The following is a 24,526-nucleotide window of genomic DNA, read 5'->3' on the forward strand; positions in this document are numbered from 1 at the left end:
GCGCACTCGGCCGCCGCGGAGGACGCCGCCGCGCACCCCGTCGCCGCGCACCCCGTCGCCGCGCACCCCGCCTCGGCGGAGACCGCCGCCGCGCACTCGGCCGCCGCGGAGGACGCCGCCGCGCACCCCGTCGCCGCGCACCCCGTCGCCGCGCACCCCGCCTCGGCGGAGACCGCCGCCGCGCAGGCCCCGGCTCCGCCGGAGTCCGGCGGCCGGGGCGGTCCCGGTCTCGACTGGGCGCGCCGCCACCCGGTGGCGGTCGCCACCGTCCTCGCCGGACTGCTGCACGTCCTGTGGTTCTTCAGCTTCGCCAACAGCGGCGGCGACCTCGCCGCGCAGGACGCCTGGGCCGAGTTCGTCGGGCGCCACCCCGACTCCGCGTACAACCTCGCCTGGTACGGCGGCATGCACCCCGTCTCGTACAGCGTGGTCTCGCCGTACCTCATGCACGTGCTCGGCGTGCGCACCACGATGATGATCGCCGGCACGGTCTCGGCCGGGCTGCTCGCGCTGATACTGACCCGCTGCCGCGGCTCCGTGCGGGAGCCGCTGTGGCCCGCGCTCGCCGGGGTGTACGGGCTGCTCTGCAACGCCCTGTCGGGCCGGGTCACCTTCGGCCTCGGCGCGATGTTCGCGCTCGCCGCGGTCGCCGCCGTGTTCTGCTGGCCCCGCAAGTGGTCGCGGCGCCGCTGGGCGAAGGCCGCCGTGGCGGCCCCGCTGGCGGGGCTGGCCACCGCCTCCAGCCCGGTCGCCGGGCTGTTCCTGGGGGTGGTGGCGGCCGCCCTGTTCCTGACCCGGCGGCGCCCGGGTGCGTACGCGCTGGGGCTGGCGCCGGTGGCCGTGGTCGGGCTGTCGGCCTGGCTGTTCCCGTTCTCCGGGACGCAGCCGATGCGGCTGGGCTCGGCCTGGCTGCCGTTCGTGTTCGCGGTGGCGGTGTGCGTGCTCGTGCCGAAGCGCTGGAAGACCGTCCGTGTCGCGGCGGCCGTCTACGCCTTCGGCACCTTCCTGACCTGGGCGGTCGACTCCCAGGTCGGTTCCAACGTGACCCGGATGATCATGCTGTTCGGTGGCGCCGTGCTGCTCGCGGCCCTCCCGTACTACGCGCCGCGCTCGCGGCGCTGGTACGCGGTGCTGCTGGCGTTCGCCGGGCTGACCGGCTGGATCACCACCAACAGCGTCACGGACATCATCCGCACCACCCCGCTGGCCGCCTGGAACCGTGAGCTGGCCCCGCTCGTCGACCAGCTGGAGAAGGTGGGCGCCGACCGCGGCCGGGTCGAGGTGGTCCCGGCGAGCAGCCACCGCGAGTCGTCGGCGTTCCCCTCGTACGTGAACCTCGCGCGCGGCTGGAACCGGCAGGCCGACCTGGAGCGCAACCCGCTCTTCTACGACGACACCCTCAACGACGTGAGCTACCGGGAGTGGCTGGACCGCTGGGCCGTGCACTACGTGGTGCTGCCGGCCGACCGGCCCGACGAGGGCGGCAAGGACGAGGCGCGGCTGGTGCGCGCCGGGCTGCCGTACCTCCAGCAGGTGTGGGGCGACGCGAACTGGCAGCTGTTCAAGGTCCAGGCGCCGACCGCCCTGGTGTCCGGCCCGGCCCGCGTGGTGCGGGCGGGCGCCGACCAGCTCGTGGTGAACGTGCGGCAGGCGGGTCGGGTCCTGGTGCGGGTCCCGCACTCCCCGTGGCTGGGCCTGGTGGGCGCGGACGGCAGGGCCGTGGTACCGCCGCTGGAGACCTTCGCCTCGAAGGCGCGGGGCGGCGGCGCGACCGGGCTGCCGAAGGAGTACGCGAACGCGGCCGGGTGTCTGTTCAAGGCGGCCCCGGACCCGTCGGGCGACGTGTGGACGGAGCTGCTGGCGCCGGGGCCGGGGGAGTACCGGGTGACGGCGAAGTACCAGCTCCCCCGGGGGACGCCCTGTCCGGACGAGCTCGTGCAGAAGGCCCTGGGGCACCCGGCCCCGCCGCGCGGCCCCTGATTCCGGGGCGGGGTCCCGAGCGGGCCGCGCGGTCCTTGATCCCGCATTCTTTGCTTCCGGCCCGGGTGCGTCGGCCGGTATATGTGCATACGATCCCAGTAGTCCGATTGGGTGCTTCCCGAGGGAGTTGACGACGGGATGAGCAAAGAGCAGATGCAGGACGTCCAGGCCGCCATCGCGAAGGCGCAGGAGCATGTCCAGGTGCCGCGGGCGCAGGGCCACGGCTTCGAGGGCCCGCTCCGGAGCAAGGTCAAGGGCGGAGCACACACGAAGGCGGCCCTCAAGCGGGCCGGCACTCCACAGGGTGACCGCATCGGCGAGCGCAGCCGGGGACTGAGCTGACGCAGGCCCGGTTGACCCGCGCCCCCGCGAGGGGGGGGCAGGACGCACCTCCGCGAGGGGGGGGGCAGGACGCGCCTCCGCCACCGACACGGCGCTCGTGGTGGCCGCCGGAACGCGGCTGGAGACGGACACGAACCGCCGTCGGCTGGAACGGATCATCGGCAACCTCGTCCTGAACGCGCACAAGCACGGCGCGACGCCCGTCACGGTGGCCTGGGCCTGACGATCGCCGTGGGCCAGGCCCGGGCCCTCGGCGCCGCCCCTGTCGTTCCGCAACCGCGCGGAGGGCGGCGCCGAGGCCCGCCTCAGCCTTCCAGAGCCCGCAGTACCGGGAGCAACTGCGCCTCCTCCCGGTCGAGATGGGCCTCCAGCTCCCGGCTCAGCCGTTCCACGCGCCCGCTGAACGCGTCGTCCGGCCCGTCCAGCGCCCGTACGAGATCCTCCTGGAGCCGGGCGATGGTGCGGTGGTCCTCGGCGATCCGCAGGAAGAACTCCCGCATCTCCGGGTGGCGTTCGGCGAGGAACGGGAACAGCCCGGCGTCCTCGCCCGTGTGGTGGAACTCCAGCGACCGGCAGAACGCCAGGCAGTGCTGGCGCAGTTGCAGCCCGAGCGAGGCCGGACCGCCGCCGCGGGACTCCTCCCGTACGTGGGCCAGCTGGGCCCGCAGCCAGCCGTGCACCTCCAGCAGCTTCCCGGCGATCCCCGTCTCCCCGGACGGCGGGACCTCGTGGGTCCGCTGGAGGGCGACGACGGGCAGGAGCCGCGCGGTCTGCTCCTGGTAGGCGCCGTATCCGGGCTCCTCGCGGACGACGTGGGCGAACAGGGCCTCCCGCCGGGCCCCTTCGGCGGGCACGGCGACGGCCTCGTACGTGTCGGTGCCGGTCTCGACCTCGACGAGGGGGTGCGCGAGCAGGTTGTGGTACCAGGCGGGATGCCGGTCGGCGCCGGCCGCTGACCCGACGACGAGCAGGTGCCCGCCGTCGGCCGCCTCCTGCCGTACGAAGCCGAGGGGGACGGTGTGCGGCTTCCCGGACCGGGCGCCGGTGGTGGTGAGCAGGACGAGCTCGGAGCCTTCGAAGGGCCCCCCGACGCGGCCGGAGTTGGCCCTGAACTCGTCGATGACGGACTGGTTGAACGAGGCGAACGAAGCGGGTGACACGGAGTGTGGGTCCTCACGGTGTGTGTGCGTGCGATGGCAGCGGAACAACCGAGGGGAATCACCCGTAGCCGGTGGCGTGGAAGCCCATGGGCCCGGTCCTTCACGTACAGGTGCCTGCCCAACCACCGCCCGGCCCACAGCTCAGTGGACGGCGTCACGCGACACGCGGGCCATGTAACCACATGACGACGAAGACCCCCAGCCGATGTGCGGCTGGGGGTCCTCGGATCGTGCCCTCGGCAGGATTCGAACCTGCGACACCGGCTTTAGGAGAGCCGTGCTCTATCCCCTGAGCTACGAAGGCGGGGGCTTGACGGAAACCGTGGAGGAAACCCCAGTGGGGTTCGCCACCCTGGCGAGCCAAACGACCTGGTCAGCTGGTGTCGCGGCGCCGTAGGAGAGATGTCCGAGTGGACACCTTCTCCCGCACGTGCCGAGTAGCCGACTGACCGCAGACAGCCTAGCGGATCGTGCTCGGCGGATGCGCCCCCATAAGCCACAGCGCCTCCCTGGAGGTTGCGGAAGGTCGCTGACCTGCGACAGGACGGGTAGGGCGTGTGGCGGACCGGCCCCACTGGCCGACCGCTCAGCTGCCAGGGGAACAACGTCCAGCTTCAACTTTTCTCGGTTTCCCCCCGGGCCTGACAAGGCCCGGCTGGGTGCGGAGGAGGCGGCAACCCTGCAGAAGTGGTTCCTCGTCTCGTACCGGGTCCAGGCCGGGGACGTCATGAAGATCTACTGTGAGCTCTCCCTGCCCGAGAAGCTCGAGCGGGGGTTCGTCGTGAAGTGGAAACGCCGCATCTCGCTTCCCGTCCTCGAGATGGACGGAATCGAACCTTTGGACGAAGATGGACCTGGCGAGATCGACATCCCGATCGATTTCCGCTGAGGCCCGTAGGGTGGGGTGACGGAGAACCGCCGCCCCACCACGCACCACCGATCACTGAGGCAGCCCCACCATGGTGACCCCGTCCCGTATCACGCTGGCCCGTAAGCGCCGGGGGATGACGCTCGCCGAGCTCTCCGAGCAGTCGGGTGTCTCGCTGCAGAGCCTGTCCAACTACGAGAACGGGCCGCACCGCGCCTCGCCGCACCACCACGGCCCGTATCGCGAAGGCGCTGGACTTCCCGGAGTGCTTCTTCGAAGGGCCTGAGCTGGACGAGCTCCCAGCGGAAGGTATCTCGTGGCGTGCGCGGAGCAAGACCTCGGCGCGGACCCTGGACGCCGCCCGTTCGGCAGGCACCCTGGGCGCGCTGCTCTACGACTGGATCGACGAGCGTTTCCGCCTGCCGGCAGCGGACGTTCCCACACTGAGCAAGCCGGACCCGGAGACCGCGGCCGCAGTGGTCCGCACCCGCTGGGACCTGGGCGTCGCGCCCGCACCCAACATGGTGCACCTGCTCGAAGCCCACGGGGTCCGCGTCTTCTCCCTTGCCCCTGACTACGCGGAAGTGGATGCCTTCGCCGTCTGGCGCAACGGCACTCCCTTCGTCTTCCTCAACACCATGAAGTCGGTGGAGCGCGGGCGCTTCGACGCTGCCCACGAGCTCGGCCACCTCGTGATGCACGGGAGCGACAAGGAATGCTCGGGCCCTGAGGCCGAGCGCCAGGCCAACGACTTCGCGAGCGCGTTCCTGATGCCGGCGTCGAGCGTCCTCGGCCACATGCCCTCCGGCGCCCACGTTGATCAGATCATCCGGGCCAAGAGCATCTGGAAGGTCTCCGCGATGGCACTCACCTACCGCATGCACGACTTGGGGCTCCTCACCGACTGGCAGTACCGGTCGGCATGCACCGAACTGAGCAAGCGTGGCTGCCGCCGGGATGAGCCGCACGGCATGAAGAACCGGGAGATGGTGCGGATGTGCGGGTCCTTGGCCTGCTTCAGTGACTCCAGCCGAGCCTGCGAGGTGTACGAGCGGGTTACCCGGCAGCGTCGCCGTCGAGGTCCAGGCGGATCAGGGCCAGCGCCGCGGCAATCTCGACGGTCATCTCGTCGTCGGGGCCGAACACCATGCACATGTCCTGATGGAGCGGTTCGAGGACCTGCCTGGCTTCGGCGGCTTGGCCCTGGGCGAGCAGCAGCATCCCGATGTTGTGCCGCAGCTCCACCGCTTCCTCGCTCACGTCACTGTCGACGGCCCGCACCACGTTCAGCACGCCCTGGAGCGCGGCCAGCGCGTCGGTGACCTGGCCCAGTTCGGCGCGGCACCGGGCCGCCTGGGCGCGGCAGGCGCGGGACTGCTCGCCCGTGGGCCCGGCGATGCGGGCGTAGGCGTCGGCGAGGGCCTCGAACTCGGGCAGGGCGGCCCGGTAGTCGCCGCCGAGGAGGCGGATTGCCGCTCGCTGGCGGCGCAGCGCCAGAACGGCCTTGCTCTCGGAGCCGAGGGCGAGGGCCGCGGGCTCGATGATCTCGCCGAGCACCTCGGCGGCCTGAGCGAACCGCTCCTCCTCCAACAGGGCGTCGGAATGGGCGTACGCCGCCTTGATGTCCTCGCGTAGTTGGGCGGGAACGAGCACCGGCCGGGCCCCCGGGAGGACGGCCGTGGGCGGCAAACCATCAGGTGCGAGCGCCTGGGCGCGGGCGCGGGGCGCGAAAGGACGACGGAAGACGCCCGTCGGGTCGGGCGCGCCGGCCGGCCCGACGTCCGTCGTGCCGGGTTCCTGGCCCGGAGGCGGCAGGAACGGCAGCAGCCGCGCGTACACCTCCTGCGTGTCGGCGGGACGCGCCTCGGGCGCCTTGCGCAGCAGATGCAGGACCAGCTCCTCCAGTGCCTCGGGGACGTCGGGCCGCAGCTGTCGCAGCGGGGTGGGGGCGGCGTTGACGTGCTGGTACATCAGCAGGTACTCGCTCTCCGCCTCGAACGCGAGTTGTCCGCTGAGGAGTTCGTGCAGCACACAGCCCAGCGCGTACAAATCGGTCTGCGGGGTGATGCGGCCGCCGCGGACCTGCTCGGGCGACATGTACTGGTGGGTGCCGATGGGGCTGCCGGTGGCGGTCAGTTTGGTGACGTCGGTGCGCAGGATCGCGGCGATGCCGAAGTCGAGGACCTTCACGGTGCCGTCGCGTGCGACGAGGATGTTGCCCGGCTTGAGGTCGCGGTGGATCACCGGGACGTCGTGCGCGTACGACAGTACGGTCGCGACCTGCGCGGCGACGCCGGCCGCCCAGCTGACCGGCAGCGGTCGGCCGGGGTCCAGGTAGGCGGACAGGGGTACACCGTCGACGAGCTCCATCACCAGGAACAGCCGCTCGTACGACGCGTCGAGCACCGCGTCGTACACCTGCGGCACGCCGGGGTGCTGGATGCGCGCGGTGATGCGGGCCTCGCGGCGGAAGCGCTTGGCGAACTCCTCGGCCAGCTGTGGGGAGGTGACCGAAGCCTGCCGGATGAGCTTCACGGCGACGGGTCGGTCGAGCACGGCGTCGTAGCCGCGCCACACATCGCCCATGCCGCCGTGGCTGAGCTCCTCCAGGAGCTCGTAACGGTCGGAGATCGCCTCCTGCGGCACCTTGCCCCCGGTGTGCGTGATGAACAGTCACGGTCAGGGGACAAGTGTGGCCGCAGGGGTGATCCGCCGTCCAGCGGTCACGGTGCGCAAGGGGCCACGGGGCCACCGACCGCTGGGACCGGCACCCGCGTCCTGCACGGTTGGCTGAGACAAAGAACGCCACCACTCCGGAGATCCGGGGGCCGACCGACGGATCAGGCTCAGCCTTCCTGGTCGCGTTCCTCCTCGTTCCCGCGCCGACGGCGCGCCAGCTCGGCGATCCCGCTGGAGACCTTCCCCTTCATCGAGCCGGCCCGGTCGAGGGTCTCGTTGCCGAGGCTTCTGGCGGCACCGACGCCCTTTGCTCCTGTCTCGAGCGCCTTGTCCCTCGCCTCCGCGGCCGCGTGCACCCATCGTCTCGCATCCGATGACCGGCGGCCGGACTCAATTCCGAGCCGCCCGTGAAAGTCATAGACGCCCATTGCGACATGGTTGCTCGACTGGACTATGGCCGGGGACTTGGTCGGGTGCAGCAGCACTTTCGCGTTGGCGGTGGCAGCAGCCGCATTCATCCGGGCCACCAGACGCTCGGTGCTCCGCGAGATGAGATCCAGCCGGTTCTGTCGGGCAGCCCGAAGCCCGAGGCGATGCCGGTCCAGCTCCTCCGGAGCCGCGTCCAGCACTCGGTCGAGTTCGAGCACGGCGATCGCGTCCTGAAGTTGGAAACAACGAGCCAGAACGGCGAGCCACTCCTGAGCCTTGGACTCGGCTTCGTTGGCCGCCGTGGCGAGATCGCCGATCTTGGACTCGCTCTTGCGCTCCACCTTCTCCGCGAGTGCATCGAGTTGACGCAATGCGTACGCCTGGGTCTCTGCGATCGTCGCCGGCGCGGCCTGCACCTTTGACCACGTGACGTCGGAGACCCGGCCCACCTGCTCTCGGATGGTCATGGTCTCCTCGATCACGAGGTCCATGCCGATCATGCGGGCCAACGCAGCGTCCTTCTGGGCGTGGAGCACGTCGTCGACCTTCTCGTCGATCGCGGCGAGGTAGTCGGTGATCTCGTCCATGGTCTGCTGCATCGCGAGCTGCGCCATAATCCCCGCGGCACCGGCCAGACGCGCCGGGTTGGTCAGAAAGGAGCCGGCCCCCTTCTCGATCTGGAGCCATGACTTGATTGATCCGGGTTTGCCCAACATCGCATGGCTGACGCCTGGCGTCTTGGTCTCCATCAGCCCGAACTTCTTGAGACGCTGCGCGGACTCCGTGGTCAGCTTCACCCAGCGACCGGAGTTGCCGGCGATCTCCGAACCTGCCTGCGCGACTGCAGCCCCGGTGTCGAAGACGGACTTGAGCCGTCCTGGTCCGAGGTCCTTCGACGGCAGCCCCTCCGAGGCGAGGAAGCGTTCGACATCCGTCGGACTCCCGATGACTGCCAATCCATCACCGTCGCTGATCAGCTGAATCGCGTTGTCCATTGCCCGCTCCTGAAGTGGCTTTCGCAGTTGAGGGGTAGTGGGGTGAGCACGGCGACGCCGTGCAGGGGCCTAGGTCTTCCTCCACAGGGCGCCCCGGCCGGGGCGTACGTACACATCAGACGTCGTCGTCCAGGCCCTCTTCGCGGCGGATCATCCGCCAGGCGGCCTTGCGGGCACTGCGGTCCAGACTGGACTTGAAGCCCTTGTCGGGGCCGAAGTACTGGCGGCCCATGCCCGCGATGGTGTCGATGTGGTCGGCCATCTTGTCCGCGAATACGTTGTCGAAGACGAGGCCGAAGTTCTCCTCGTCGTTGACGACGGCCGCTGCCCGCACCTTCGGGTCGGCTTTGGCCTCCTCGAACGGTCGAATCACGTCCTGCTCGGTGAACTCGGTGCCGAAGCGTTCGTTGAAGTCGTCGATCAACTTCGAGAGCAGTGACTTCTCCGCTTCCTTGGCACCGCCCGTGCCGTCACCGAAGCCCTGCATCGTCGTCGGCCCCTCGGAAGTGAGGGAGACGTCGTACTCGCCGGTCTTCTCCACCCGCATGTGGCTGAGGTCGATCTCGCCTATGTCCACGCCGCCGTCCGCCCGGCGTGGCAGCCGGTTGAGGAGGTAGCGGCCGTAGAGGTGCAGCCGCTCCAACTCGGCGTCCTGGTAGGGGACGATCTGCGCGAGGAAGCCGTACTTCCTGACGTAGTCGTTGAGGGCCGCGCGGAATTCCTCCGCGGTCTCCTGGTCGTCCGTGTCCTCGCTTTCGAGCAGGGGCGTGAAGCGGGCGACGGCGGGGGAGAGCCGCCGGTACAGCTCGGCGTGCAGCTTTTCCCACTTGGACTGTGAGCCTGCCGCCTTCTCCTTGGCGGCGAAGTATGCGGCGGCGAACTCGTCCATCTCCTGCCCGGACAGGATCGCCGCCTGCATGACCCGGCTCTGCGCGGTGTAGAGCAGGTTGGGGTCGGAGGGGAGGGTGTTCGCCTCCTCGAAGTACGGGCGGAAGGCGTCCTGTATGTCGTTGGCGTCGTTGACGAAGTCCAGGACCGCCAGGTCCGCCTGGGTCTTGCGCTCGGCGGTCCGGTTCAGCCGGGACAGGGTCTGGACGGCGGAGATGCCGGTCAGTGACTTGTTGACGTACATCGTCGTCAGCAGCGGCTGGTCGAACCCGGTCTGGTACTTCTCCGCCACGACCAGGATCCGGTACTCGCGCTGGCCCGCACCGCCAGCCCGGGCGGCCTTGTCGTCGGCACGTGTGTACGCGAACGCCTTCGGCAGCGCGCTCTCCGACAGCCCGCCGTTCTCCTTCGGCTCGGTGGTCTCCTCACCGTCGATCGTGAGCGAGCCGGAGAAGGCGACGAGGACGCCGAGGTCGGGGTACTTGGTGTCGTAGTCCCGGTCCTTGAGGTAGCTCTTGATCGCGCGCGCCATCTGCACGGCGGACTGCCGGGAGGCGGTCACCACCATGGACTTGGCCCGGCCGCCGAGACGGCCCCGGCTGTGCGCCACGAAGTGCTCCACGATCACTTGGGCGTGCTGGGCGACCGTCGAGTCATGGGTGAGCGCGTACCGGGCGAGCAGGCCGTTCGCCTTCGACGGGTCGACCTCCCGCTCGTCGGGGTTCTGGTTCACCAGCTTCCAGTACGTGTTGTACGTGACGTAGTTCCGCAGCGGGTCGAGGATGAAGCCCTCCTCGATCGCCTGCCGCATGGAATACGTGTGGAAGGGGCGGTAGGCAGCCTTGCCGTCGATGTCCTGGAGCGTGCCGAACAGTTCCAGGGTCTTGGCCTTCGGCGTGGCGGTGAACGCGAAGTAGGAGAGGTTCGCGGCGCGGGACCGCTGCTCGGCCCTCTTCTTGAGCTGCTCGTCGAGGGTTGCGGCGGCCGGGGCTTTGACCGTGGTCGCGCCCGCGTCGTCCGAGTCGGAGTCCAGGCCGAGGTCGCGCAGCGCGGACCGTACGGCGGTGGCGGCGTCGCCGGACTGTGAGGAGTGCGCCTCGTCCACGATGATCGCGAAGCTGCTGCCCTGGATCTCCGTGGGGTTGCGCTGGAGGTAGTCGAGCAGCGCCGGGAAGGAGTGCAGCGTGACGGTGACGATCTTCCCGGTGTCGCGGGAGAGGGCCTTCGCGAGCTGCTCGCCCTTTGCCCCGTACTTCTCGTCGATCTTCACGACCAGGCCGGCGGTCTGCTCGAAGTTGCCGACCGTTTCCCGGAGCTGCGCGTCCAGGTTGCGGCGGTCGGTGATGACGATGACCTTGTCGAAGACCGGCACGCCCGGCTTGAGGCTCTTGGCGATGGCCTCGGGGTCAAGTACGCGCGGGTCGGTCGGGGTGTGCAGGTCGCTGAGGCGGTGAGCGAGCCAGCCGATGGTGTTCGACTTGCCCGAGCCGGCCGAGGCCATGACCAGGTAGTCGTGGCCCGCGCCGTGCGTTGCGGCGTGCGCGGTGAGCTTCTTGACCGCGTCCCACTGCTGGAACCGCGGGAAGACCATCGTCTTGGTGGAGCCGCCGCCGGGCGTCTTGCTCTTGTGCAGGTGCACGAACCGCTGGAGCAGGTCCAGCCAGTTGTCCGGCCGCCAGACCTGCTCCCAGAGGTAGGAGGTCGCGTACGTGCCGTAGGCGGTGGGGGCCGGGTTGCCGGCCCCGCCGGGCTGACCGGGGCCGTTGGACCCGGTGTTGAACGGCAGGAAGCGGGTGTTCTTGCCCTTGAGCTGGGTGGCGACGAAGACCAGGTCCGGGTCGACGGCGAAGTTCGTGACGACGCGGCGCGTGAAGATCAGCTCGGTGGGGTCGCGGTCGGTGCGGTACTGCTCCTTGGCCTGCTCCACCCCTTGCTTGGTCAGCGGGTTCTTCAGCTCGGCCGTGGCGACGGGGATTCCGTTGAGGAAGAGAGTGAGGTCGAGCTTGTTGCCCCAGTCGGCTTGCTTCGTCGCGTATACGAGTTCGCGGACAACGGTGAGGCGGTTGGCTCGGTAGCCGTCGAGCACCGAGTCGTGGGCGACGAGGTTCGGCTTGAAGTAGGCGACGCGGAGCAGGACGCCCCGGTCCTTGACGCCGTTGCGGAGGACATCGAGGAGCCCGTTGGTGGCGATGGCCTGGTCGAGACGACCGGCGAACCCGCGCTGCGCCTCGTTCGGGTCGCTGCCGTACACGGTGAGCAGCTCGCTCCACTCGTCGGGCTGGGTTGCCCCGATGAAGGTGAAGAGTTCGTTGGTGTCCAGGCCGAGGTCGGCCCGGTAGTCCTGCGGCCGCGCCTCACGCCAGCCGCGCTCGACCATGGCGGCGACGATGGCGTCGCCGAAGGCGGATTCCGTGTGGATGGGGCTCATGGCGACGCGCTCACTCCGTCCGTTGCGTTGCGTCCGCTGGCGGTGGAGACGTCGAACTGGCCGGTTACGGCGGCGGTGATGAGGGCTTGGCGGCGTTCGGCGAGCAGAGCGAGCTGACGCTTCACCAGTGTCACGCGGGCGGCCGTCTCCTCCTCAATCTCATCGCAGGCTTGAGCGATGGAAACCTGGTCTCGGATCTCCGGTAGAAGGAGCGGCATGTTCAGCAGGATGGAGGTGTTCAGATTGGCCATCGTGCTTCCAATTGCATGCAGTTGGAAGTAGTGACGTACTGCAGGGATGGTCAGGTAGCGGCGGAGGTATCCCGAATGAAATGCATGCTCACGGAATCGCACGCGGAGCGATCCTGTTCCGCATACCCAACCACCCTGTTCGGCCGATACCACGCCCGCACGACCGAGTTCTCCGCGGCGTCCGAAGACGACATCGCCCACCTGGAGAATGTGCCGTGCCAGCCGTTCGCGAGTCTCGCTATTGACAGTCACATGGTTATCAGCCGCCAGTCCAGACGGCGTGATATTGGCTGGGTTGATCACGGGCCATCCGTCGGCAACATAGTCTTCAGCGTGCAACTGGCTCCCGAAGGGGCCAGTCTGGACGTCGCAATCGACTGACCGCAGTCTCCCTTCACGCCAGTGAGCAGGAATCTGACCCATTGGTGAATACTCGGCCTGCCTAGTTTGGCCGGTTGAGTCCCCTCGAACGGCAGAGTCCATCCGGGCGACCGCCTGCTCACTCAGGAGATCAAGGCTTCGCGAACGAAGTCGCGCCAGCATGCCGATTCGGGTGGTCTCGGCGTCGAGGAAGTCGGCGATGCGGCGCTGCTCCTCCAGAGGCGGAAGCGGCAGAGGGAAACTCTGGATCTTGCTGCTATTGGTGGAGGCCAGGTTTGTGGTTCTCGTGCCGGTGCTCTCGAAATAGTGGCGGGCGTAAAGAGACTGGGTCACGTAGGCGAGGAAGCGGCCGCTGAGTCGCTGTGGATCGGGGCGGACAGCGAAGATGTGGTTCTGGTGCAGGCACTGGTCAAGTTCGCCCTGCCAGACCGTCCCACGGCCCAGCTTGTCCAAGTCCCCTCCTTCGGTCATAAGCACGTCACCTGGACGAAGTGTGCTGCGTCGGGCCACACTTCGAGGCACGGTGATCTCGGTGACCGATTTGAGGTCGAGGCTCCCTGCTTGGACATTGGCGACACGCAAGTACGGATTGGTGACGACGTCACCTGTTACGTCCCGTTTGGCATCGACAGTCAGTCCGTTCTGCAAGCGCGCGACATATCCGAGGCGTACAAGTTCGTAGGTGTCAGAGGGTTTGGGGAAAGGCGATGTGACGGCTGAGGTGTTCACCGGGTCACTTCCCCGAGCAGGACCTGAATCTCCGTCTCCAGAGCCTTCAGCTCCGCGTCGATCTCCGCCAGCGGCCTCGGCGGCTTGTACACGTAGAAGTGCCGCGTGAACGGGATCTCGTAGCCGATCTTCGTCTTCGTGTGGTCGATCCACGCGTCCGGCATGTGCGGATGCACCTCGCGCTTGAGGTAGTCCTCGACGTCCTCGCCCAGCGGAACGTTCTCGTAGTCGCGCAGGTCCGTGTCCGGCTCAGCCGCACCCTTGATCTTCTGGACCTCGCCCTCCGGGTCCCGGACGCCGATCGTCTCTCGTACCGCCTTCGCGAACGGCGCCCCCGAGGGCCACGTCAGGCCGGCCGCGACCACCGCGTCCTTGAGTGCGACGAACGCGTCGGACTTCGTCGTCCAGGACGAGCCGAGCAGCGTACGCACCGCCGCCACGAACTCCTCGCTCCGCTCCAGCTTGGCCACCGGCTTGGCCTCCGCCAGCGTGGACAGGGTCTCCTCCGTGACCTCGAAGCGCAGCTTCAGCGGTCGTTCGACGGTGATGCGCTGGTAGCCGAAGTCCTCGTTAGCGAAGATCTTGACCTTGCCGTGCAGCGGGTGCTCGGGATCCTTGGCGACCTGGACGGCCTCCGCGTACAGCCGGGTGATGTCGCCGATGTGGTTGGGGCGGCCCTTCGTACCGTCGCCGAGTTCCTTGCGCTTGTCGCCGAGCGATTTGCGCATCTTCTGCCACTGGTCGCGCGCGTCGAGCAGGACGACCTTGCCCTTGTGGTCGGCGTTCTTACGGTTGGTGAGGATCCAGAAGTACGTCGAGATGCCAGTGTTGTAGAAGAGCTGATCCGGGAGGGCGACGATGGCCTCCAACCAGTCGTTCTCCAGGATCCAGCGGCGGATGTTGGACTCGCCGGACTCGGCCGCGCCCGAGAACAGCGGGGAGCCGTTGAAGACGATGGCGATGCGGGAACCGCCCCCGCCGTTGACGTCCACCGGCTTCATCTTCGAGAGCATGTGCTGGAGGAAGAGGAGTGAACCGTCGTTGATACGGGGCAGGCCCGCTCCGAAGCGGCCGGCGTCGCCGAGCGTGTTGTGCTCGTACTCGACTGCTTCCTTGACCTTCTTCCACTCCACGCCGAACGGCGGGTTGGCGAGAATGTAGTCGAACTTGCGCCGCGCGTGACCATCGTCGGAGAAGGAGTTGCCGAAGGCGATGTTGTCGGGATCCTGCCCCTTGATCATCAGGTCGGAGCGGCAGATCGCCCAGGACTCGGGGTTGAGCTCCTGGCCGTACACCTCGACCGTGGCGTGCTCGTTCCGCGACTCGATGTAGTCGTCCATCGCGCTGAGCATGCCGCCCGTGCCACAAGCAGGGTCGAGAACCGTACGGACGGCACCCGGCATGGTGAGGACGTCGGCGTCGGGGGCGACGAGGAGCTCGACCATCAGCTTGATGACCTCGCGCGGGGTGAAGTGCTCACCTGCGGTCTCGTTCGACTGCTCGGCGAAGCGGCGGATCAGCTCCTCGAAGATGTAGCCCATGTTGTGGTTGGGCACGACATCGGGGTGCAGGTCGAGGTCGGTGAACCTGCCGATGACCTGGTAGAGCAGGTTCGCGCTGTCGAGCTTCCTGACCTGCTGGTTGAACTCGTATTTGTCGAGGACCTCGCGGGCGTTGTCGGAGAAGGCACCGACGTAGATCTGCAGGTTCTTTGCCGCGTTCTGCGGGTCCGCCGCGATCTTTCGCAGAGTGAGGTCGCTCTTGTTGTAGAAGGAGTGCCCCGAGGCCCTGCGCAGGAAGTGGCCGGTGTCGATGTCCTGGCCGGCGAACCTGGCAACGGTCTCGACCACCTTCTCGCGCGTCGGCTCCAGGACGCATTCCAGGCGGCGCAGCACGGTGAACGGCAGGATGACCTTGCCGTAGTCGGACTGTCGGTAGTCACCGCGCAGGAGATCGGCGACGGACCAGGCGTGGTTCGCCAGCTCCGTGTGCTTGCTGCTGTTCAAGAGGTCCCGGCTTCCTTCCGAAGAACACCGTCCGGGCGTGGGACGGCTGGGATTCAGTGTGGTCGTGTGCGGTGGGACTCGTGGGGCGTTTCAGACAGAACGGCTGCCCGGGCTGCCCGGCCCGGCTGGTGGCAGGAGTACGCCGGCGGTCAGGCCGGTGGTGAGGGTGGCCGCGGTGTCGGCGGCGAGGGCGGCGGTTCGGCGGGCGGCCGCGCGCAGTTCGTGCACGCGGCGGAAGGCCTCCCCATAGCGCCGCTGTTCCTCCAGGGGCAGCAGCGGTACGCGCAGGCGCCCTGGTGTGACGTGCACGAGGGTGCTGCCGGTCGACGCGGAGGCGATGTTGTCCTCGGCACCGAGGAACCCGGCCAGGAACCACGGGTCGAGGCGGGCCGGGTCGGGGCGCAGGAGGTGGATGTGCTGACCCAACAGGGCGCCGGCGTCCCGGTCGTCCGCCACCCGGGTCATCGCCGCCGCGTTGCCGCCGTTCGCGACGCCGCGTACGAGGACGTCCCCGGCGGCTACGGGTTGCGCGGCGTCCGAGTTGATGTCGCCAGCCGTGCCGGACGGCGGGTTTCCGGCCGCGATGTCGCGGGCGGCGAGTACTGGCCGCTCCACGGAGGGGGCGTCGGAGCCCTTGGAGCCCCGTGTGCCGGGCGCCGCCGCCCGCAGCACGGTCAGGGCTCCGCCGCGTGCCAGGTCGGAGACGGTCGCCGTACGCCACTCGCGGGCCGAGGCCCCGGACGGCTGCCACCCGCGGTTGGCGGAGGCGGCCGCCAGCGCGGTGACCTGCTTGGCCAGTTGCCCGTACAGATCGTCAACGCGGCTGGCCAGGGCCGCCGGGTCGATGTCGCCCGCGGTCGCCCGGACATGGCGGGCCGGGGTGACGTCCACGACGTCGTCGAGGAGGTCGACGAGCGGAACCGCGCGGGCGACGCCGGGCTCGTCGGCGTAGGCGTCGGGTGCGGCGGTGAACGCGGTCCACTGGCCGAGGACCCGGTCGGTCAGCCCCACCCAGTCGAAGGAGGCGGCGGAGGAAGAGGCGGCGGAGGAGGACGAGCCGGAGCGGCGGGGGCGTGAGCCGCCACGGGTGCCGGCGTCGGCCGTGGCCGTGTCGGTGGCGGTCGCTGTGCCCGGGGCGCCGTCCCGCTGCTCGCCCTCCCCGTCGACGAACAGCACCGTCGTACGGTCCGTGCCGCCCGGCTCGGGGCGTTGGAACACCCAGATCTGCAGGCCGATGTGGAGCGGATACGCGGCACGGGCCGGAAGCGAGACGACGGCGCGCAGGGCCCCGGCGCGGATGAGTTCCGCGCGGACGCGGCGGCCGGAGGAGCGGAAGGCGAGCGCGGGCGGCAGCAGCATGACCGCGTGGCCCCCGGGCTCCAGGTGCGCGAGGGCGTGCTGCACCCAGGCCAGTTCGGACTCGAAGCGCGGCGGAAGTCCGTACGCCCACCTCGGGTCGTAGGCCAGCTCGTCGTGACCCCAGTCCCGGTCGCCGAACGGCGGGTTGCACAGGACGGCGTCCACGGTGACGTCGGGAAAGGCGTCGTCGCGCAGGCTGTCGCCGACGCGGATCGCCGTCTCGGCTTCGGGTGCGGCCAGCAGCAGCCGGACCGCGGTGCGCCGGCCCTGGACGGGGAGCGAGTCCTGCCCGAACAGCTCCCGCGCGCCCTGCCGGGCGGCGGCAGCCAGGAGAGTGCCGCTGCCGCAGGCGGGGTCGAGGACGCGGGACGCGTCGGCGGGCAGGAGCCGTGCCATGAGCAGGGCCAGGCCCTCCGGGGTCTGGTAGACGCCGCTGACGGCGCCCTCGTCCAGTTCGCGTTCGGCGAGGACGTCGACGGCGGCCTGCGGCCCCGCCTCACGGACGCAACCCAGCAGCGCGCGGACCGCGTCCGCGTCGTCCGGACCGTAGCGGACCGGCTCGGCCTCGGGCACGGCGGCCGGAAGCTCGCGCGCGGTCTTCTCCGCTCGGGCGATCAACCGGTCGTCGGGCAGGGCGGCGAGTTCGGCCAGCTCCTCCGGGGTGCGGCGGGACGCGCCGGCCGCCAGCGGGAACAGTCGCGCGGCCACTCCCGAGCCGGGTCCCAGCAGCCGGAGCGCCGTACGCAGTTCCTCGGTCGGCGAGGCGGTGGAGGTGTGCCCGCGGTCCCGCAGCCATGCCTGGACGGCCGGCAGGTCGTAGAGCGGGCTGGATTCCGTGCCTGCGCTGGGAGCCGGAAAGTCGTCGTGGCGGCGGCGCCAGTTGCTGACGGTGGCGCGCGTGACCCCTGCGATACGGGAGATCTCGGCGGCCGTCACATGCGCTGAGGGCGCCGGTCGGGCTGGTGGCTGCTGGGGCATGGCGTGGGGCTCCGCACCTCTCGGGCCAGTCGGGCAGGGACGGTTAACACACTACAACAGTCGTCAAATTCGTCAAGCCGTTTGACGGTGCTTTCAGTGTCATGCTTATCTAGTCATGGTTCCGAGTGGAAGCGTGAGCTAACTGCGCAACCGCACTGTGGACCCCCGACGCGAACGCCGGGGCGCCATCCGCACCAACCGCGTGCCGGTGTCCGCCCCACCCTCCGAACGAGCATCCGGCCCCCGGGAGACGCACATGACCGTGACGGAACAGTTCCAGCGCAACGCGGACGAACCCACCGACCCCGCTCGGCCGAACCCCGCCGACCAGCCCCCGCCCCTGGCCGATCTGGTACGGACCCGTCTGGGCGAGGCGGCACTCCCCGAGTCCGTGAAGGCGCTGCTGAAGGAGGCGCTGGGCGAGAACGAGACCCGTGGAACCTCCCCGGGCGGCCGGATCTACCTCGGCTCCCTCGCCGTCAACGGCTTCCGCGGCATCGGGCCTCGTGCCCGGCTGAGCCTCAGCCCCCGCCCGGGCGTCAACCTCGTCGTGGGCCGCAACGGTTCCGGCAAGTCCAGCCTCGCCGACGCCATCGAGGTCGGCTTCACCGGCACCCGGGCCCACCGGCCTGGCCAGGACGCCACGCGCGGCGGTCACTGGTACAACCTCCACAACGCCGACAGCCCCAAGATCGAGCTCAAGCTCGCGATGGAGAACGACACCGGCAACAGCACCCTCACCCGCACCTGGACGAGCCAGGAGTTCGGCAGCTCCGAAGCGACCTTCAAGCGCCCGGGTCACGGGACCGTCCCCGTGGCCGAGGCCGGCTGGGACACGGCCCTCGCCGACCACCGGCCGTTCCTCTCGTACACCGACCTCGACCTCATGCTCACCGGCAAGCCGTCCGAGCGGTACGACGCGATCGCCACCATCCTCGGCATGGAGCTGCTCTCCACCGCGACCAACCGGCTGAGCGCGCGGGAGAAGGCCCTCGCTGCCGTCGCGAAGGAGACGAGGGAGGCCCTGCCCGGCCTGAAGGACGCCCTCTACACCCTGGAGGACGACGACCGCGCCGTACGGGCCCTGCTCGCCGTGGACACCCCGGGCGTCCTGGACCTCGACACCATCGACGCGCTCGTCGCCGGTCTCCCCCCGGCCGACGACAGCCGGCTCGCCGAGCTCCGGAGCGAGGCCGGGGTGCAGGGGCCCGACCTCGCGGAAGTCGAGGAGGCCGTCCGGCGGCTGCGGATCGCCCTCGCCGACGTGGAGGACCTTCACGGCACCGACGCCGAGAACGCCCGGCTGCGCGCCGATCTGCTGGAGAAGGCCCTCGCCCAAGCCGACCGGCACCCCGACGACGACGTCTGCCCGACGTGCGGAACGGAACGGGTCCTCGGACGGGAGTGGTACGACCGCGCCTCCCGACAGGTGGCGGAGCTGCGCCACGAGGCGAAGATCGCCGAGGACGGGCACGCCGCCGTCCGGACCGGCAAGCGGAACCTCCAGAACCTCATCGAGAACCCCCGGCGGATCCCCGTTGCACTGGCCGCCCCGTGGCAGGTGTGGACCGACTGCCGGCAGATCACCGACCCCGCCGAGCTCGCCAGGAGCGCCGAAGAAGCCGCCACGGTCCTCGTCGACGCCTGCGACACCGTCAGGAGGCACGCGGCCCACGAGCTGGAGGAGCGCGACGAGCGGTGGCGTGCGCTCGTCGCCCGGCTCGCCGCCTGGGCGGACAAGGCGCGCGAGACCGAGCGGGACAAGCCTCTCCTGGGCGACCTCCGCAAGGCGGTGAAGTGGCTCAAGGACCTCTCCACCGAGCTGCGGGAGCAGCGCATGGAGCGCTTCACCGTCGCCACGCAGGCCATCTGGGAGCGCCTGCGGCAGGAGAGCAATGTCGACCTCACTGCCGTGAGCCTGAAGGGCAGCGAGAAGGCGAACGTCCGCAAGCTCGTCATGGCGGCCTCCGTCGACGGCCAGGACGCCCCCGCGCTCGACGTCATGAGCCAGGGGGAGCTGCACTCCCTCGCGCTCTCCCTCTTCCTGCCGAGGGCCACGACCGCGGACAGCCCGTTCGGCTTCCTCGTCATCGACGACCCCGTGCAGTCCATGGACCCGACCAAGGTGCACGGACTCGCCCAGGTGCTGCACGAGATGGGGCGGCACCGGCAGATCCTCGTCTTCACCCACGACCCCCGTCTGCAGAAGGCGTTCACCGACCAGGAGCTGCCGGTCACGGTCTTCCAGGTGACGCGTGGCGAGGGGTCCCGGGTGAAGGTCGACTGCGTCGACGACCCGGTCGCGCAGGCCATCGGCGACGCCCGGGCCATCGCCGCCACTCCGGGGCTTCCCCCCGAGACGTACAGCCACGTGCTGCCCGGCCTGTGCCGGATCGCCCTTGAGAACGCGTTCCTGGAGGCCGCCTGGATCCGCCACCACCGCACTGGCGGCTCGGAGCACGACCTTCAGACCGCGATCGACAGCGCGGAAAGGTTCCAGGAGGTCGCGGCCTTCGCCCTCTTCGGCGACGTGACGCGCGGTGCCGGCGTCACGGGGGAGGTGCTTCGCCGCTACGGAAGCCCGGCATGGTCGCTGATCCAGCAGTGCCAGAAGGGGTCCCACTCCAGCGGCGCCTCGATCCCCGACCCGCACCGCTTCGTCTCGGACGTGGAGAACCTGGCGCAGAAGATCCGCAAGCCGGAGGTGACCGCATGACCACCCCTGTTCCCGCGTCCGTCGAAGGCCTGCTGCTGACGGCCGACCGCCTCCTCGACGGCGAACTCGCCGACGCCACCACCGCCGGCCGGCATCGCGGCGCCTGCCTCGCGCTGCGGACCGCGCTGGAGCTCTGCGTCGACCGGGTGCTGGACGCCGTGATGCCCGGTCTGCCCCGCACCACGGGGCGCGCCAAGCTGCTCCTCCTGCACTCCGTCGCGCCGGCCGAAACGGCCCGGCGGGCGAAGGCCCTCTGGTCCCAGCTGAGTCTGGGGTGCCACTACCACCTGTACGAGCTCGGACCCACGTACGACCAGGTGCGGGTCTGGCGGGCCGAGGCCGGCGGTCTCGTCCGGGAACTCGGCAACTGATCGTTCGTCACCGTCCGTTTTCTGATAGTTGTTTCACGGGGTACGGGCACATGCCCGTGGCGGTGTCCCCCGGCACCGCAGGGAGGACGCACATGAGCACCACCACTCGGGACGAGACCCTCGCCGGCGAGCAGCGGGCGGTGGACCACGCGTATGACTGCTACACCACGAAACTGGCCGAACTGAGCGGCACCTCGGCGGCCACCGCCTCGGCGAGCGGCAAGGACGGGATCGCCAACCGGGCCGAAGCGGAGGCGCGGGCCGAGGCCTACGGAGGACTGGGCGACGAGGCGCTGGTCTTCTCCCGCGTCGACGCCCCGGAGGACCCGGGCGGAGAGCCCCGACCGTGGTACATCGGGCGCCGCAGCGTGCACGACGCCTCGCACGAGCTGGTGGTGCTGCCGTGGACCAGCCCCCAGGCGAAGACCTGGATCGAGACCCGGCCCGAGAGCCCGGGCGAGGTGGTCCTGCGCCGGCAGCTCCGCTGCGTAGAGCGCATCGTCGAGGGCTACTTCGACGAGATCTTCCCGGCGGCACCCGCTCCCGTACCCGTACCCGAGCCCGTCGGCGTACCCGAGTCCGCCGACGTACCGGCGCCCCGCCAGGCCGCCGACGACAGCATGGCGGAGGAGGCGGACGCGTCCCCCGCCCCGGAGCGTACGTCGGCCCCCACCCTCGGCGATGTCGTACGACGGCAGCGGCTGAAGGCACCCCAGCCGGACGACTTCCTCCTGCGGGAGCTCCAGCGGTCGCGCGGCGGCCGGATGAGGGACATCGTCGAGACCATCCGCCGTGACCAGATGGCGCTGGTCACCGGCTCGCCCTCGGACATCCTCGTCGTGCAGGGCGGCCCCGGTACCGGCAAGTCGGCGGTCGGTCTCCACCGGGTGACCTGGCTCGTCAACAACGAGCACTTCACGGCCCAGGACATCCTCGTCATCGGCCCTCACCAACGGTTCCTCGACTACGTCGGCCAGGTCCTCCCCACCCTCGGCACCCGGGACGTCAACGCCGTCCAGCTGGACCGCCTGTGGGAGGGCGAGACCCTCGGTGTGGACTCCCCGAAGGCGCGTCTGGCGAAGTCAGGGGAAGGCATGGCGGCCGTACTGCGGCGCCGGGTCGAGAGCGACTACCGTCCCGAGGCCCTGGACGCCCTCACCGTCGCCCCCTCCTACGAGGGCGACGAGCCCGGGGTCGTCGTCACCGCCGGCAGTACGACCCTCCGCGTGCCGAAGTCCGAGGTCCTCGCCCTCCTCGACCAGGCTCACGCCGGCGGCGGGCCCTTCCGGGAGCGGCGGGACCGCTTCCGCGGCCTGTTCGTCGACCGGCTTCTCCAAGAGCTCGCCGATGTCGCACCGCGCCGCGGACAGGCCGGCACGATCCGCCGCGACCTGGAACGCAACCGCCGGGTCGAGCGCCTCGTCGAACGTGTCTGGCCGTCCCCCGGCCCCCGGGAGGCCCTGCGTAGCCTCTACGACTCGGCCGACCTCCTGCGGGACTGCGCCGACGGCATCCTCGACGAGGACGAGCAGGCAGCCGTGTTGCGGGCCCGCGCTGCCAGCGCCGACGCCGATCCGTGGACCCTCGACGACCACGTCTGCCTCGAAGAGCTTCGCGTGCTGATCAGCGGCGAGACCCCACCGCGATACGGCCACATCGTTGTCGACGAGGCCCAGGACCTCACGCCCATGCAGGCCCGCTCCCTGCGGCGGCGCTGTGCCGTGGGCGGCTCCATGACCGTCCTGGGCGACCTCGCGCAGGCGACGGGCGCCCACATCCCGACGAGCTGGGACCTGCTCGGCGCACTCCTTTCCGACCACGGCGACTGGAGCGTGGCTCAGCTCACTACCAGCTACCGCGTCCCCGCCGAGATCATGGAGTTCGTCGCCCCTCTCGCTCGAGTGGTCGCCCCGTCCCTGCCTTATCCACAGGCTGTCCGTGAGGCGGGCGTGGACGCCGTGCGGACCGTGGCGACCGAACCATGGAAGCTGCTCGACGACACCGTCGCCCACGTGGCACGACTGGTGCGCACCAGCGATGGCAACAACCCCCGCTCCGTTGCCGTCATCGTCCCCGACGACTCCGACTGGCTGGACGCCATCAGCCACCGGATCCACGAGCGTGGCGACATCGCCGAGCGTGATCGCGATGCCGTGTCCGTACTGGCTGCCGCGCAGGCCAAGGGAATGGAGTACGACCACGTCCTGGTCGTCGAGCCCGCGACGATCGCCGACCGTGGTCCGGCCGGGCTGCGTCAGCTGTACGTGGCCCTCACCCGCAGCACCCAGAGCCTGACGGTCCTGCACACCGCCGCGTTGCCGGAGGCGCTCACCTCCTCCGCGGACGACGCCGAACCCGCGGCACCGGACGTCCGGCCGGCGGGCGCGGCGGAAAGCCTTCCCCGGATCGGCAGCGATGTCCGGGTCGAGGTCGTGGGCCACGTCTCTGGCGGTCGGTACAAGGTCAGGCCGCTGTCTCCGGTGATCGGTCGGCCGCTCGTGCTCACCGTCCGCCAGGGCTCGGTTCCCCCGCGCCGGGGTGACGAGCTGGACTGCTGGGTGTTCGCGAACGACACGAGTCAGACGGTGCTCACCGCCGATCAGCGTGGCCGGTCGCCCGTCTCGGAGCGGATGGCGGGGCGCTATCTCGCGGCGCTGGATGTGCTGGGAGAGCTGACCGGCAGCGACGGCGACGTTCCCGAGGCCCGCGGCCGCCTCTCCGAACTCCAGGGCATGGCCAACCGCATCCTTCGTCGGGACCAGGCTGACTGGGTCGACGTGTTTCACCTGTTCGGTGATCCGGACAGAGAGCGACTCGGAGTTCTTCGAGACCTTGCCGCGACGACCAACCGTGCGCTCAAGGAGGGCACTTTCGACGCAGGTCGGTTCGCGGAGGGGCTGGATGCTTCCGGCTGGGCAGGGCCCCTCGCTGAAGCACGGCAAGAGCTCCAGGAGCGCTTCAGCATGGCGACGAAGTCGAACTCTGACGGCGCGATCCCCGTCGCCCCGAAGCAACCAGACCAGAAGGAAGAGGTGCAGATGACCACCGCGGACACCGCCGCCGCAACACCGGCTGCGACCACGAAGGATGGTTTCCTCCGCGCGCTGGAAGCGGCTGCCGGGGCCGACCGTACGTGCAAGAAGCACGAGGCGGTCCGTCATGCGCTGAAGGCATCACTTCTCTGGGCGGACCTCCAGCCGGCCGACTCCTCGGTCGTCGACGTCAGCTGCGTCACCCAGCACGGTCTTTTCCTCTACGAGGCCCTGGGCGCAGGCTGCTCCACCTATGTGGACCTGCGATCGGGCGCGACCCGCCTGCTCGAGATCAACCACACGCTGCCCGCGCCGGCCGACGGTCTCTACCTTGTCCTCTCCGAACCGCCTGCCGAAGACTGGTCTGTAGACACGATTCGCGACGTCTTCCGTGTCAATGTCATCTGGCGCAGCCCGACCGGCTGGGGCGGCGAGAACGCGCACACGGCCTTCGGCTCCTCCGGGGTGAGCAATCACCAGTAGCCGTCGTTCAGTTCTCGCCTGCGCCTGCTGGAGCAGGCGAAGCAGAAGCAGGTGATTCCGCGGGGTTGGGAGTGAAGTCGAGCGGGTCAGACGCCTGTGGCCCCTCAGGGGCGCCCGTGATCAAGCGTTTGGCGACGCTACCAGGGCTGACTACACACCCATTGCCGAGGATCACTCTCCGCTGGCGATCAGCAGCACGTTCACCTGGTCATCTGGCCGGCTCCGTGAAAGGGGCGTCGGCGCGCCCGACTTAGAAGGCACGCACAGGTTGGCTGATACGAGCCGGTGTGTGGCGGGGAGCTGACCTTGACCAGGGTCCGTGAGAGCTGGTCCGCTTATGCGCGATAGGGCGTCGGATTCGGGGGTTGCGTTCGTGACCAGAGCTACAGCTGGAAAGCTGTGCCGCGCCACAGGCGGCCAGCCCGAACGGACCACTCCCTGCTCCGTCAAG

General features: G+C 69.8%; 15 protein-coding genes, 1 tRNA gene and 1 pseudogene. 9 read left to right on the plus strand and 8 right to left on the minus strand.

Annotated elements, in window-relative coordinates:
* From ACFWTC_RS07050 to ACFWTC_RS07060, 3 genes are all read left to right on the plus strand, one after another.
* The coding region (locus ACFWTC_RS07050; protein WP_384074094.1) for an MFS transporter at positions 1 to 1,980 on the plus strand (1,980 nt) is incomplete at its 5' end.
* A 138-nt stretch (positions 1,981 to 2,118) separates the two neighbouring features.
* Entirely contained in the window at positions 2,119 to 2,322 is a 204-nt protein-coding gene (locus ACFWTC_RS07055) for a hypothetical protein (RefSeq protein WP_383922954.1), read from the plus strand.
* A 100-nt stretch (positions 2,323 to 2,422) separates the two neighbouring features.
* Positions 2,423 to 2,545 carry a hypothetical protein gene (locus ACFWTC_RS07060; protein WP_384028539.1) on the plus strand — a complete coding sequence of 41 codons (123 nt, stop codon included), beginning with the start codon at positions 2,423 to 2,425 and terminating at the stop codon, positions 2,543 to 2,545.
* A gap of 82 nt (positions 2,546 to 2,627) precedes the next feature.
* Here ACFWTC_RS07060 and ACFWTC_RS07065 read toward each other — a convergent pair whose 3' ends face one another.
* Positions 2,628 to 3,482, minus strand: a complete 855-nt coding sequence (locus ACFWTC_RS07065; RefSeq protein WP_383922960.1) for a nitroreductase/quinone reductase family protein — start codon at positions 3,480 to 3,482, stop codon at positions 2,628 to 2,630.
* A gap of 231 nt (positions 3,483 to 3,713) precedes the next feature.
* Positions 3,714 to 3,786, minus strand: a tRNA-Arg gene (locus ACFWTC_RS07070).
* Between the two features lie 423 nt (positions 3,787 to 4,209).
* On the opposite strand from ACFWTC_RS07070, the gene ACFWTC_RS07075 reads away from it, so the two are divergent.
* From ACFWTC_RS07075 to ACFWTC_RS07085, 3 genes and pseudogenes are all read left to right on the plus strand, one after another.
* The gene (locus ACFWTC_RS07075) at positions 4,210 to 4,371 is read left to right on the plus strand and encodes a hypothetical protein (protein ID WP_383922962.1); all 162 of its coding nucleotides are present in this window, start codon (positions 4,210 to 4,212) and stop codon (positions 4,369 to 4,371) included.
* Positions 4,372 to 4,486: 115 nt separating this feature from the next.
* Positions 4,487 to 4,636, plus strand: a complete 150-nt coding sequence (locus ACFWTC_RS07080; protein ID WP_383922965.1) for a helix-turn-helix domain-containing protein — start codon at positions 4,487 to 4,489, stop codon at positions 4,634 to 4,636.
* A 235-nt stretch (positions 4,637 to 4,871) separates the two neighbouring features.
* A pseudogene (locus ACFWTC_RS07085) lies at positions 4,872 to 5,171 on the plus strand (ImmA/IrrE family metallo-endopeptidase); the annotation flags it as partial.
* Positions 5,172 to 5,406: 235 nt separating this feature from the next.
* Here ACFWTC_RS07085 and ACFWTC_RS07090 read toward each other — a convergent pair.
* From ACFWTC_RS07090 to ACFWTC_RS07115, 6 genes are all read right to left on the minus strand, one after another.
* Entirely contained in the window at positions 5,407 to 6,996 is a 1,590-nt protein-coding gene (locus ACFWTC_RS07090; protein WP_384028541.1) for a protein kinase, read from the minus strand.
* 200 nt (positions 6,997 to 7,196) lie between these two features.
* Positions 7,197 to 8,453, minus strand: coding sequence for a hypothetical protein (locus tag ACFWTC_RS07095; RefSeq protein ID WP_383922971.1), 1,257 nt, complete (start codon positions 8,451 to 8,453; stop codon positions 7,197 to 7,199).
* 115 nt (positions 8,454 to 8,568) lie between these two features.
* A complete protein-coding gene (locus ACFWTC_RS07100) occupies positions 8,569 to 11,769 on the minus strand; it encodes a type I restriction endonuclease subunit R (protein WP_383922974.1) in 3,201 nt (1,066 codons plus the stop codon).
* Complete coding sequence (locus ACFWTC_RS07105; RefSeq protein WP_383922977.1) at positions 11,766 to 13,130, minus strand: restriction endonuclease subunit S; 1,365 nt, start codon at positions 13,128 to 13,130, stop codon at positions 11,766 to 11,768. Before ACFWTC_RS07105 ends, ACFWTC_RS07100 begins: the two co-directional genes overlap by 4 nt.
* A complete protein-coding gene (locus ACFWTC_RS07110) occupies positions 13,127 to 15,136 on the minus strand; it encodes an N-6 DNA methylase (protein ID WP_383922980.1) in 2,010 nt (669 codons plus the stop codon). Before ACFWTC_RS07110 ends, ACFWTC_RS07105 begins: the two co-directional genes overlap by 4 nt.
* Before the next feature lie 90 nt (positions 15,137 to 15,226).
* Positions 15,227 to 17,431 carry an N-6 DNA methylase gene (locus ACFWTC_RS07115; protein WP_383922983.1) on the minus strand — a complete coding sequence of 735 codons (2,205 nt, stop codon included), beginning with the start codon at positions 17,429 to 17,431 and terminating at the stop codon, positions 15,227 to 15,229.
* Between the two features lie 298 nt (positions 17,432 to 17,729).
* Between ACFWTC_RS07115 and ACFWTC_RS07120 the strand changes: the two genes are divergently transcribed.
* The 3 genes from ACFWTC_RS07120 (at position 17,730) to ACFWTC_RS07130 (ending at position 24,075) form a co-directional block, all read left to right on the plus strand.
* Positions 17,730 to 20,189 carry an AAA family ATPase gene (locus ACFWTC_RS07120; protein WP_384028543.1) on the plus strand — a complete coding sequence of 820 codons (2,460 nt, stop codon included), beginning with the start codon at positions 17,730 to 17,732 and terminating at the stop codon, positions 20,187 to 20,189.
* Positions 20,186 to 20,560 carry a hypothetical protein gene (locus ACFWTC_RS07125; protein ID WP_384028545.1) on the plus strand — a complete coding sequence of 125 codons (375 nt, stop codon included), beginning with the start codon at positions 20,186 to 20,188 and terminating at the stop codon, positions 20,558 to 20,560. The genes ACFWTC_RS07120 and ACFWTC_RS07125 overlap by 4 nt, the downstream gene beginning before the upstream one ends.
* Positions 20,561 to 20,652: 92 nt before the next feature.
* Entirely contained in the window at positions 20,653 to 24,075 is a 3,423-nt protein-coding gene (locus ACFWTC_RS07130) for an ATP-binding domain-containing protein (protein WP_384028547.1), read from the plus strand.
* Positions 24,076 to 24,526: the final 451 nt, after the last annotated feature.

Origin of the sequence: Streptomyces sp. NPDC058619, from assembly GCF_042717785.1 — a bacterium.
Classification (GTDB): Bacteria; Actinomycetota; Actinomycetes; order Streptomycetales; family Streptomycetaceae; genus Streptomyces.